Origin of the sequence: Blautia sp. OF09-25XD (genome assembly GCF_003482095.1) — a bacterium.
In the GTDB taxonomy this organism is placed as follows: Bacteria; Bacillota; Clostridia; order Lachnospirales; family Lachnospiraceae; genus Fusicatenibacter; species Fusicatenibacter saccharivorans.
Window position 1 is genome coordinate 13,279 of the sequence record NZ_QUMG01000021.1, and the last position, 12,170, is coordinate 25,448.

11 protein-coding genes and 2 pseudogenes are annotated in these 12,170 nt (G+C 50.4%); 12 read left to right on the forward strand and 1 reads right to left on the reverse strand.

What is annotated here, in order from left to right:
• The first annotated feature begins 52 nt into the window (after positions 1 to 52).
• The 5 genes and pseudogenes from bglX (at position 53) to DXA93_RS20735 (ending at position 8,486) form a co-directional block, all read left to right on the forward strand.
• Complete coding sequence (gene bglX, locus DXA93_RS15035) at positions 53 to 2,263, forward strand: beta-glucosidase BglX (protein ID WP_119208645.1); 2,211 nt, start codon at positions 53 to 55, stop codon at positions 2,261 to 2,263.
• Between the two features lie 26 nt (positions 2,264 to 2,289).
• Positions 2,290 to 3,486 (forward strand): glycoside hydrolase family 3 N-terminal domain-containing protein, encoded by a 1,197-nt coding sequence (locus tag DXA93_RS18675; protein WP_243109234.1) that lies wholly within the window; start codon positions 2,290 to 2,292, stop codon positions 3,484 to 3,486.
• On the forward strand, positions 3,483 to 4,538 hold the full coding sequence (locus DXA93_RS18680; protein ID WP_243109235.1) for a glycoside hydrolase family 3 C-terminal domain-containing protein: 1,056 nt from the start codon (positions 3,483 to 3,485) through the stop codon (positions 4,536 to 4,538). Before DXA93_RS18675 ends, DXA93_RS18680 begins: the two co-directional genes overlap by 4 nt.
• 94 nt (positions 4,539 to 4,632) lie before the next feature.
• Positions 4,633 to 7,686, forward strand: a complete 3,054-nt coding sequence (locus DXA93_RS15045; RefSeq protein ID WP_119208647.1) for a glycoside hydrolase family 2 TIM barrel-domain containing protein — start codon at positions 4,633 to 4,635, stop codon at positions 7,684 to 7,686.
• A 191-nt stretch (positions 7,687 to 7,877) separates the two neighbouring features.
• Positions 7,878 to 8,486: pseudogene (locus DXA93_RS20735) on the forward strand (hydrolase).
• A gap of 47 nt (positions 8,487 to 8,533) precedes the next feature.
• Here DXA93_RS20735 and DXA93_RS15055 read toward each other — a convergent pair.
• Complete coding sequence (locus DXA93_RS15055; protein WP_119208649.1) at positions 8,534 to 8,932, reverse strand: DUF6198 family protein; 399 nt, start codon at positions 8,930 to 8,932, stop codon at positions 8,534 to 8,536.
• Positions 8,933 to 9,098: 166 nt separating this feature from the next.
• Here DXA93_RS15055 and DXA93_RS18685 point away from each other — a divergent pair, with 166 nt between their 5' ends.
• From DXA93_RS18685 to DXA93_RS15085, 7 genes and pseudogenes are all read left to right on the forward strand, one after another.
• Positions 9,099 to 9,470, forward strand: a complete 372-nt coding sequence (locus DXA93_RS18685) for a LysR family transcriptional regulator (protein ID WP_243109236.1) — start codon at positions 9,099 to 9,101, stop codon at positions 9,468 to 9,470.
• A complete protein-coding gene (locus DXA93_RS18690; protein WP_330427395.1) occupies positions 9,371 to 9,952 on the forward strand; it encodes a LysR substrate-binding domain-containing protein in 582 nt (193 codons plus the stop codon). The genes DXA93_RS18685 and DXA93_RS18690 overlap by 100 nt, the downstream gene beginning before the upstream one ends.
• 60 nt (positions 9,953 to 10,012) lie before the next feature.
• On the forward strand, positions 10,013 to 10,345 hold the full coding sequence (locus DXA93_RS15065; RefSeq protein WP_055221741.1) for a helix-turn-helix domain-containing protein: 333 nt from the start codon (positions 10,013 to 10,015) through the stop codon (positions 10,343 to 10,345).
• A 1-nt stretch (position 10,346) separates the two neighbouring features.
• Entirely contained in the window at positions 10,347 to 11,174 is an 828-nt protein-coding gene (locus DXA93_RS15070; RefSeq protein WP_119208651.1) for a hypothetical protein, read from the forward strand.
• Complete coding sequence (locus DXA93_RS18695) at positions 11,102 to 11,434, forward strand: hypothetical protein (RefSeq protein WP_242998554.1); 333 nt, start codon at positions 11,102 to 11,104, stop codon at positions 11,432 to 11,434. Before DXA93_RS15070 ends, DXA93_RS18695 begins: the two co-directional genes overlap by 73 nt.
• A gap of 15 nt (positions 11,435 to 11,449) precedes the next feature.
• A pseudogene (locus DXA93_RS15080) lies at positions 11,450 to 11,665 on the forward strand (amidohydrolase family protein); the annotation flags it as partial.
• Positions 11,666 to 11,690: 25 nt separating this feature from the next.
• Positions 11,691 to 12,140, forward strand: a complete 450-nt coding sequence (locus DXA93_RS15085; RefSeq protein WP_117814457.1) for a hypothetical protein — start codon at positions 11,691 to 11,693, stop codon at positions 12,138 to 12,140.
• Positions 12,141 to 12,170: the final 30 nt, after the last annotated feature.

Sequence of the window (12,170 nt, forward strand, 5' to 3'; positions counted from 1 at the left end):
AATGATATAAGAAACAGGAAAATTCTGAAAATAACAACAGGGAGGTTTTTCAATGAAACAGACAGATCTGGAAAAACTGCTGGCGGATATGTCGCTGAAAGAGAAAGTAGATCAGATGCTTCAGTTAAGCGGAGCATTTTACCTCGGGGATGAAAACAGCGTCCTGACCGGCCCGGCAAATGACATGGGAATCGGAAAAGAGGACCTGGAGATGGCCGGTTCCATTCTCGGTGCAGCCGGTGCCGATACGATGAAAAAACTGCAGGATGACTACATGGCAAAACAGCCGCATCACATCCCGATGCTGTTCATGATGGATGTCATTCACGGCATGAAGACCATTTTCCCGGCGCCGCTGGCGCAGGGAGCCACTTTTGATCCGGAGCTCTCCGGCGAGTGCGCGTCTGCAGCCGCAAAAGAAGCATCCGCGGCCGGACTTCACGTTACCTTTTCTCCGATGGTTGACCTTGTGCGCGATGCGAGATGGGGCCGCGTTGTGGAATCCACAGGCGAAGATCCGTACCTGAACAGCCGCTTTTCCGAGGCGATCGTAAAAGGCTTCCAGGGCGATGATTTAAAAACACCGGGAAAAGTTGCCTCCTGCATCAAACACTTTGCAGGCTACGGCGGAGCAGTCGCAGGAAGAGATTACAACACCGTAGAGCTCTCAGAGCATACCTTCCGTGAATTCTATCTTCCGGCATACAAAGCAGGCATTGATGCGGGCGCAGCGATGGTGATGACATCATTTAACACGATCAACGGCGTTCCGGCGAGCACCAACAAATGGCTGATGCGCGATATCCTGCGCGGCGAGATGGGATTTGACGGCGTGCTGATTTCTGACTTTGCAGCCATTCTGGAAACCGTTGCCCACAGAAGCTCGAAAGATGCCGCCGATGCAGCGAAAAAAGCGCTGGAGGCAGGCGTGGATATTGATATGATGACATCCGTTTACGCCGCAAACCTCTGCCGTCTCGTAGAAGAAGGTGAAGTGGACGAGCATCTGATTGACGAGTGCTGCCTGCGGATTCTGGAGCTGAAAAACAAACTGGGACTGTTTGAAAATCCATATAAAGATGCGGATGCCGAGAAAGAGAAAGCATACAACCTCTGCCCGGAGCATCGTGCACTGGCGAAAAAAGCAGCGGAGGAATCCTTCGTCCTGCTGAAAAACGACGGTGTACTGCCGCTCGACACTGCGAAAAAGATCGCATTTGTCGGCCCGTATACCAACAATCATGAAATCAAGAGCAGCTGGTCCTTCACCGGCGACAGCAAGGACTGCGTGACGATTCAGGAAGCAGCCGAGAAAGTATTCGACGCATCACGCACCACGTATGCGGAAGGATGCCCGGTTATCGGAAACGATGTGGAGCTGATCGGATTTACCGAGACGACACCGAAAAAATACAGTGAGGAAGAGCTTGCTGCCATGGAGCAGAGCGCACTACAGGCAGCAAAAGAGGCCGATCTCGTGGTCATGCCGATGGGTGAGCATTATCTGCAGAGCGGCGAGGCGACCAGCCGTGCCATGATCGATGTGCCGGAGATTCAGATGGAGCTGTTCCGAAAAGTGCTGGCCGTCAACCCGAATGTGGTTGTCGTTCTGTTCAACGGCCGCCCGCTGGATCTGCGTGAGATCAGTGCAAAAGCAAAAGCCGTTCTCGAGGTATGGTTCCCGGGAACAGAGGGCGGAAGTGCCGTTGTGGATGTTCTGACCGGAAAGAAAAATCCATCCGGCCATCTGCCGATGAGCTTCCCGTACTGCGTGGGCCAGGCGCCGGTCAGCTACAACGAGTATTCCACCGGAAGACCGAATCTGCCGGGCATGAAAGAGCGGTTCCGCTCCAAATATCTCGATATTCCGAACGCACCGCTGTATCCGTTTGGTTACGGACTTTCCTATACCACGTTTGATATTTCCGCGGTAACACTGGATCAGAACGAGATGGATAAAAACGGCAGAATTGCAGCGCATGTGACCGTGAAAAATACAGGTGATACGGCTGGCTGTGATGTTGTACAGCTGTACATCCGTGATGATTATTCCGATGTGGTTCGTCCGGTGCGAGAGCTGAAAGGCTTCCGAAGAGTGGAGCTTGCTCCGGGCAAAGAGCAGGAAGTGACCTTCTATATTACCGAAGAAGATCTGCGCTACTACCGTCTCGACGGAACTTTTGGAAGCGAGCCTGGAACGTTTACCGTATTTGTCGGTGACAGCAGCACGACGGAAAACAGTGCGGTATTTACACTGAAATAAATGCAGCAGGAAAAAGGAGAAAACTTATGGAGAAAACAACGAAAAACGGAATCCACCGCATCACACAGGCAGACGGAAAAACGATTGCCTGGGCGGAGGAGTCCGGTGTAAAGGTATTGGAAAAAGATGGATATTACTTTAAAGATCTTGCAAAAACCGGCGAACTGCTGCCGTACGAGGACTGGCGTCTTTCCGATGAGGAGAGAGCGGCAGACCTTGCGGGTCGTCTTTCGATTGAAGAGATTGCAGGCCTTATGCTGTACTCGCCGCACCAGGCGGTACCGCCGATGCCGGGCGGACCATTCCAGGGAACGTTTGACGGAAAAACGTATCTCGAATCCGGCAAAGAGCCGTATGCCATTTCTGACCAGCAGAAGGAATTTCTGGAGGACGAACACATCCGTCATATTCTGCTGACGAATGTAGAAAGCCCGGAAATCTCCGCAAAGTGGAGCAATGAGCTGCAGAAAAGAGCGGAAACACTGCCGTACGGTATTCCGGTCAACCTCTCCTCCGATCCGCGGAACGGAGCAAAGGATTCCGGCGCGGAGTTCAAGAGCGGCGGAAGCGAGATCAGCAAATGGCCGGAGGGCGTTGGTTTTGCAGCCTGCTTCGATCCGGAAGTAGCCGGACAGTTTGCAAAAGATGCTTCCCGCGAATATCGGGCACTCGGTATCACAACGGCACTCGGACCGCAGATTGATCTCTGTACCGAGCCGAGATGGATGCGGTTTGTCGATACGTTAGGCGAAGAAGTGGAGATGTCCCAAAAGCTTACCAAAGCGTACTGTGACGGTATGCAGACAACGGAAGGGGAAGCAGACGGCTGGGGAAAAGACAGCGTCAACACGATGGTCAAACACTGGCCGGGCGGCGGCACCGGAGAGGCCGGACGCGATGCACACTATGCATTCGGACAGTTTGCCGTTTATCCGACCGGAAATTTTGAGGAGCATTTAAAACCGTTTACCGAGGCAGCCTTCCACCTGGACGGACCGACCGACTGCGCATCCGCGGTTATGCCGTACTACACCGTATCCTACGGCGTGGACAAGAAAAACGGCAAGAACGTCGGAAACTCCTACAGCGAGTACCTGATCAAGGATCTGCTGCGCGGAAAATATGAATTTAAAGGCATTGTCTGCACCGACTGGGGCATCACCAGGATCCGGAGAAGACGATTGAGGGATTTGGAAGCCGCTGCTACGGCGTGCAGGATATGACCGAGGCAGAACGGTGTCTGCTGGCGATTACAAACGGCGTTGACCAGTTCGGCGGAAACAGCGAGTCCGGTCCGATTGTCGAGGCGTATAAGATCGGCTGTGAGAAATACGGCGAGAAAGCGATGCGTGAGCGCATGGAGCTGTCCGCTAAACGTCTTCTGATCAACATTTTCCACTGCGGCTTGTTTGAGGATCCGTATCTTGATCCGGAAGAATCCGCAAAGATTGTAGGATGCGAAGAGTTCTGCCGCCATGGCTATGAGGCACAGCAGAAATCCATCGTCCTGCTGAAAAACAGTGCGAAACGTGCACCGGAAGGACAGAAGGGTGTGCTGCCGCTGAAGAAAGGTTTGAAGGTTTATATTCCGGAGAGAAAGATCGGACCGTCCAAAGCGTTCTTCCGCATCGATCTGCCGGCAAAAACCGAAGATCCGCTGCCGGATGGACTGCCGTCCAAGTACGGTACACGCGTGGCATCACCGGAGGAGGCCGATGTGGCGCTGGTATTTATCGAAAGCCCGGCATGCAACCCGTATTCCACCGAAGATCTTGCGAACGGCGGCAACGGCTATCTGCCGATTACACTGCAGTACCGCCCGTATACGGCGAAAAAAGCGCGTGAGGTGAGCATTGCCGGCGGTGATTTCCGCGAGAATTTCACGAACCGCAGCTATCTTGGAAAGACAAACACTGCCTACAACGAGGCTGATCTCGACAATATTCTCGAATGCCGCCGCGCGATGGGCGACAAGCCGGTGATCGTCTGCGCAACCGTCAACAACCCGATGGTGATGCATGAATTTGAAGCCGAAGCCGATGCGATCGTCGCAGAGTTCGGTGTTTCGAGAGCCGCTGTGCTCGACGTTGTCTTCGGCGGTTACAACCCGACCGGCCGTCTGCCGATCCAGATGCCGAAGGATATGGATGCGGTTGAGGAGCAGAGCGAGGACCGTGCGTTGGATATGGAAACCTATATTGACAGCGAAGGACATAACTATGACTACGGTTATGGCATGAATTACGAAGGCGTTCTTCCTGCATGGAAAAAGTAAAAGAATAACAGAAAATCTGATCGGCACCGGGACCGCGTGTGTTTCGGTGCCGATATTGGAAACAAAAGACAGAATAAGGAGGACTTAAAAAGAGATGATTGTTCCAAAATATTTCGAAGATTTCGATCACCTGCATGTGAATACCATGCCGAACCGTGCCTACTACATTCCGGCATCCCGCCGCATGGAGGATCTGGTGGAGAACCGGGAGGCGTCGGACCGCTTTTTCCTGCTTTCCGGCGACTGGAAATTCCGCTATTTTACCAGTGTTTACGATGTAAAAGAGGAGTTTTTCGCAGAAGGATACGACACTTCTGCATTCGAGACGATTCCGGTGCCGTCCGTCTGGCAGAATTATGGCCATGACCACCATCAGTATACGAATGTCCGCTACCCGTTCCCGGTGGATCCGCCGTATGTGCCGTATGAGAACCCGTGCGGTGCGTACGTGAGAACGTTCGAGTGGAAAAAACAGGAGGAAGCACCGAGGGAATTCCTGAATTTTGAGGGCGTGGATTCCTGTTTCTACGTGTGGATGAACGGCAGCTTCGTCGGCTACAGCCAGGTGTCTCATTCTACGAGTGAATTTGATGTAACAGACTTCTTAAAAGATGGCACCAACACCATCGCCGTACTGGTGCTGAAATGGTGCGATGGAAGCTATCTCGAGGATCAGGACAAATTCCGCATGAGCGGCATTTTCCGCGATGTCTATCTGCTTGCAAGACCAGAAAAAGGCATCCGCGATTACTTTGTAAAGGCAGCGCCGGACGCATCGTACCAGAATGGAGAAGTTTCGATTGCGATTACCTGGAGTGACGGGGAACCGCAGGAAGGAACGGCAAAGCTGTTTGATGCAGAAAATCATCTTGTGGCAGAGGCAGCGTTTGGCGGCGATACGGTTCAGATGCATGTAAAAGATGCACATCTGTGGAATGCCGAGGAGCCGTATCTGTATACGCTGGTGCTGGAGACGGCGGGTGAGGTGATCACTGATCATGTCGGCATCCGTGAGATCCACGCGAAGGACGGTGTGCTGTACCTGAACGGCGTGAAGATCAAATTCCACGGAACAAACCGCCACGACAGCGATCCGGTGACGGGATTTGCAATCAGCCTTGCACAGATAAAAAAAGATCTGAAGGTAATGAAAGAGCACAACATCAATGCGATCCGGACCAGCCATTACCCGAATGCGCCGTACTGTTATCAGCTTTATGACCGTCTCGGTTTTTATGTCATCGATGAGGCGGACAATGAGAGCCACGGCACAGAGGCAATTTATGCGAATTATACGAGCTGGGAAGAGTATGCGAAGAACTGGAATAAACTAATTGCGAACAATCCGGTATTTACCGAGGCAACCGTAGACCGCACACAGCGTTGCGTAGAGCGCGATAAAAACCGCCCGAGCGTTGTCATCTGGTCGATGGGAAATGAGTGCGCATACGGCTGTACCTTCGAGGCGGCCTTAAAGTGGACGAAGAAATTTGATTCGACGCGTCTGACGCACTATGAGTCGGCACGGTATGTGGATGATCCGAAGAAATACGATTACAGCAACCTCGACCTCTACAGCCGCATGTATCCATCACTCGAGGAGATCAAAAAAGAGCTGGTGGAGTACGGGGATAAGCCGTATATCATGTGCGAATACTGCCATGCGATGGGCAACGGCCCGGGAGATCTTGAAGACTACTTTGAACTGATCCACAGCGAGGAGAAGATGTGCGGCGGCTTTATCTGGGAGTGGTGCGACCACGCGATTGATATGGGAAAAACGATCGAGGGAAAGAAGATGTACGCGTACGGCGGCGACCACAACGAGTATCCGCACGATGGCAACTTCTGCATGGACGGACTTGTTTATCCGGACCGCACACCGCATACGGGACTGATGGAATTTAAAAACGTGTATCGTCCGGTGCGCGTGACGGGATATGATGCCGAAAAGGGTACACTGACCATCAAAAACTATATGAATTTCGTGAATCTGAAAGATTACGCTGTGCTCGGCTATGAGGTGCTTGTGGACGGCGAAGTGACGGAGAGCGGCAAGATTACAGATGAAGCACTGCTGGAGCTTGCGGCAGGCTGTGAGAAGACGATTCCGCTTGCTATTTCCGTGCCGGAGCAGGGAAAATGTGCGCTGAAGGTTACCTGGTATCAGAAACAGGCTACTGAGGTGCTGCCGGAGCAGTTCGAACTGGGATTTGAAGAAGTTCCGGTGAAAACGAAAGACAATCAGAACCAGAAGGCAAAAGAGATGATGAAGCGCCCGGAGGGAACGGCTTCGTTTGGATGGAAAGAGGACGATCATTATCTGACGGTATCGACGGAACAGTTCAGCTATACCTATAATAAGTTCACCGGCCTGTTCGAGAAAATGTGCTATGCCAACCAGAATCTGCTCGACCGCCCGATGGAGCTGAACATCTGGCGTGCGCCGACAGACAATGACCGCAATATCAAGAATACCTGGATGCGTGCGCAGTATGACCGCACCGTGACGCGGGCGTATGAGACAACGGCAAAAGAAGAAAACGGCTGCGTGGAGATCGAGACAAGCTATTCGATTTCGTCTCCGGCTCTGCAGCGGATCCTTGCAGGTGTGATCAAATGGACAATTTACAGCGACGGAACGACCGATGTCCATGTAGAAGCAAAGAAAGACCCGGTATTCCCGGTTCTGCCGCGTTTTGGCCTGCGCCTGTTCCTGCCGGAATCGTTTGCAAAACTGACCTACTGCGGCCTCGGCCCGGTGGAGAGCTACGTGGATAAGCACCAGGCAAGCTATCACGGCGTTTTCCACAGCACACCGGCAGAACAGCAGGAGGACTATATCCGCCCGCAGGAGAACGGCAGCCACTACGACTGCGATTATGCAAGTCTTGCCAGTGATCGTGCGGTATTGACGGCAGTGGGAGAGAAAACGTTCTCCTTCCAGGCATCCGTTTATACGCAGGAGGAGTTGACGGAAAAAGCGCATAACTATGAGCTTAAGCCGTGCGGAAGCACTGTTTTCTGCATTGACTACCGCCAGGCGGGAATCGGATCGGCAAGCTGCGGACCGATGCTGCTGGAGAAGTATCAGTTGAAAGAAAACGAAATAAAATTCGCCGTACGGCTGAAACCGGAACTGCTGTAAGACGATTGCAGAAAAAAAAGCTGCTTCATCTTCCGAAAAGGGGGAGTGAAGCAGCGTTTTTTGTATGGGGGATAGGAAAAAGTCTGAATAAACCTATTGATACGGTATGAATATGGGTATATAATGGATGAAATTACAATTCAGATTCACAGATTCTGGAAAATCAGGGAAGAAAAAGGAGAAAACAGATCATGAGTGAAATTACAAGAGACGAGGCGTTTGCCTTATTAAAAAAAATACAACAAAGATCCCTTCCATATTCAGCATGCGCTTACCGTAGAGGCTGTGATGAAATGGTATGCGAGAGAACTCGGCTATGGAGCAGAAGAGGGGCACTGGGGAATTGTCGGCCTGCTGCATGATATTGATTTTGAACTGTATCCGGCCGAGCACTGTCTGAAAGCGCCGGAACTTCTGCGGGAAGGCGGCGTATCGGAGGATATCATTCATGGTGTTGTATCACACGGATACGGCATTACCATCGAGTGCGGCGTGACGCTGGATGTGGAGCCGGTTCACGAGATGGAAAAGGTGCTGTTTGCCGCAGATGAGCTGACAGGCCTGATCTGGGCGGCTGCGCTGATGCGGCCTCGAAGAGTACAAAAGATATGGAACTGAAATCCCTGAAGAAAAAATATAAGAGCAAAGGCTTTGCGGCTGGATGTTCGCGGGAAGTCATTGAGCGGGGCGCCGAGCAGCTTGACTGGCCGCTGGAAAAACTGCTGACTATGACAATGCAGGCCATGGCTGACAGCGAGGATGAGATCAACCGGGAAGTAGAAGCGGAGCAGAACGCATAAAAAACTGCCCGAATTTCAACAGAAAAACTGGAATTCGGGCAGTTTTTTTATGCATGGCGCATCTTTTTCCCAGGCATTACCATTTCTTTTTTCATCAGACGGTAAAATTCTACATGATTTCCAATGAATTTTTGAACCAGAGATACGGTTCGTCCCGTCATAAAAGCACAGAAGAAAGTTCCGATGCCGACAACAAAAGAAAACAGATAGCCGGGACAGAACGAACGCTTCAGGACCATCAGGGTGATGACAAGCAGCGTTTGAAAGATATAGTTCCACGTTCCGAAACTGAAAACTGGAAACGCTGTGCTGAGGATGAGCGGCACGGAGGAAATTGTTGAAATTCCAAATACGCTTTTTGATATCAGATCAATGGCAAGAGGGTTGATCAGAAGCACGATCAGAAGCGCCGCTTCGCCTGGAAGATGAAATTTTCTGGTATTCATGAGTAAAAATCCTTCTTTCCTGAGAATGAAATTACGTTAAGGTCTTGAAACTATGCTTATTATAGACACAGAAACCGATAAAAACAAATGATTATTTTGAATAAATTGATTCTAAAATTAAATGAAAAGTGGTATGATAGATGCAGAACAGGAAAAGAGGCTATCTATGAATATCGAGTATTTAAAATATTTTGCAGAGCTGGCAAAACTGCAGCACTATGGAAAAGCGGCAAAAGCGCTGAATATTTCCCAGCCGGGGCTCAGCCATGCGATCAAGACACTGGAGGACGAGTACGGTGTTCCGCTCTTCCAGAAAGAAGGACGAAACGTGAGCCTGAGCCGCTACGGAAAAGAATTGATGCAGGATGTCGAGGAGATTCTGGACGCATATCTTCGAATGGAGGAGCGGGCGGCAGGCCTCGGACGGAAGAAAAGACAGTGCGGATCGGAACCGTATATCCGCTCGCGGCAGGAACAATACCACATATGCTGCGGGAATTCGGCGCGACCTTCCCGTTTATCATCTATAACCGCCTGACCCCAGAGATCGAGGAGGGTCTGCTGGATGGAAAATACGATATCGGCTTCTGCTCAGAACTGCTGAAATCCGAAGAACTCGAATATTATCCCCTCCGGGAATCTTACATCGCGGCCGCCGTCCCGGAAGGTCATCCGCTGGAGGGGAAAGAGAACATCACACTAAAAGAAGCAGCCAAGTATCCGCAGGTCATGTTTTCCAGGACGAGCGGCTTCCGCAGCCTCCAAGAGCAGATCTTCGCCGAACAGGGCATCCAGGTAAAACCCGTGTGTGAGGCCGAAGAAATCGAAGTCATCACCGGCCTTGTGGAAAATGGTTTTGGAATATCTATCCTCCCCTACATGGACATCGTCCGCCTCCACCACATCACCGCAATCCCGGTGCAGACCTCAAGCTGGAAATCAAAATTCTACATCGCCAGAAGAAAATACGGAATCCGCACAGCGCAGGAAGAGGCGTTTTTTCAGCATTGGAGGAAATGACGGGCAGGAAATTTTATGGTATAGTAAAACAAAATCTAAGTGAAAAAGGTGAGATACAAAATGATCAGTGAAAAAATTTTTGAGCTAATTCTTCGAAACGGCATGACCCAGAAAGAATTCTCCGAAGAAACCGGAATTTCCCAGAGCACCATCAGCGACTGGAAAAGAAAGGGCACGAATCCGTCGGCGGATAAAATACTGAAAATCTGCGAAGTGCTGAAGGTTACGCCGTATGAACTTCTGGGGGAGAATGAGACAGAGCGAAATGCGGGAAATCCGGAAATGAGCGCAGGAAATGAAACAGAAAAAATCATTCTGGAAGGCTTTCGGAATCTGTCAGACAGAAAAAAAGAACGAATCCTGGGATATCTGGCAGCATTGCAGGAGGATTAAGATGAAACAGAAACCATCCTATCTGCCAAAGAAATATAAGTATTCTGCCCGTTCCGGCAATCTGAAAGCGGAGGCAGTGGGGGTTGTGAAAGGGGAGAAGCATTTTCCGGTTTTTGAAGGAGATGTTGTTTTTAAACCGCTTACAAAATCTAAACCGCTGTCTACGCCGCTGTTCGCCTATGCTGAGGTTTTCTGGTCATGGGTGATTGATGCGTATTTTATGCCGGCGCCGCAGTATCGGCTTGCGTTTTGTGAAGGGTATGAGGCGGAGGTGGAAAAGTATTATGACTATGGAACCGTTTCGCCGATGATTTATAACAAGGGAGAGCATCTGCTGAATCTGTTGGAAGTTTTTCGAAAATATCCAGATCCCAAAGTTCACATCGATGATTACGTCAATTACTGCCAGATGTTCTACGATTATACCGAAATCCTCGAATCGGACTACTTCCAGAACAACACGGCGATGGCGGAGGAGTTGGTAATGCAGATTCTGGTTTCGATTTTGAAAGGGGATCAAAATTATCACTATGAAAATATTGCGTTTGTCTGCGATGAGGATGACAAGATTCTGCGTCTGGCGCCGATGATCGATCACGAGTTTTCTACGTATTTCATGTTCCCGGACAGCATGCCGCGGCAGATGTACTGGTTCGAACAGCTTGCGCGGTCCATTCAGGGGGATGAAGTGCAGCGGGGGGAATTTGACTATCTGACAAAAGAAACAGAGCGTCATCTGATGGAAAAAAGTGCGACATGTCTGCACAAAAATCTGGTATACATCAGAAAACATTATCCGAGGTCTGCGCCGCATTTCTGGAAGACTTAAGCAGACTGGAAAATGATCTGAAAGAAGAGAAAGAACTGTTTGAACTGGAAAAAGGCCCAGGCTACCCCGATACGGCCAATTCAGATGCCTATCTGATCGGCAAAGCACGGTACAAAGACCATGACGAAGAAAGAGCCAGAGAGTATGAAGCGAAATACAGTGGAAAAGAAAAGCAGATCAATTTTGAAGTCGTAAACAGCGTATCGGTTTATGAAATCAAAAAAATTATACAGCAGATGCGGGAAATCCTCGAAAAATAAGCATCCGCAACCGCCCGCGCCGCCGAGATGGCAGGAATCGGAGCCGAAACCGGAACGATCGAGCCGGGAAAATGTGCAGACTTCATCGTCACCGCAAAGAATCCGCTCGAAGATCTCCGTGCTCTGCGCCAGATCGAAATGGTTGTCGCGAAGGGAAGAAAAATCGACCATCCGCAGGTAAAACGTAATCCGGTCGTGACGGCGGAGCTGGATAAATTTCTGGTGGATTAAAAACAGGATGGAGAAGACAAACAAGATGGAAGAAACGAAAGAAACACAGGAAAGATTACAGCGAAAAAGAGAACAGGCCCTGCAGCGGCTCCGCAAGGAGCGGACAGAAGAAGCCCTGTGGGAGTGCTTACTCACATTCCAGGATTTTGAATTTCATACCTATTCCGGCCTGCCGTATTCCTACCATATGAAATACGGCAGAAGCGGCACCTATACAAAAGAGCTCTGGATCAACCGCAGAGAAAAAAGCAAAAGTCTTGTCTGGAGCTCCGTCCGGAGTGCATATCAGAAAGTGCTGGAATTACAGCAGGAGAGCGAAAGACCGGTTGTCGAGCGCCCGAAAGCGCTGGGCGATATCCGTGGAATCACGTATATTTACGGCATCTTTTACGAGTTTGCCCTGCTGGAAATGCCGGAAAAAGCAAAAGAAAAAATTGCTCTGCAGACAGCAGGACAAAAATCGCCGGAAAAATAAATTTTCCGCCCATGTAGGTCTTGACAACCA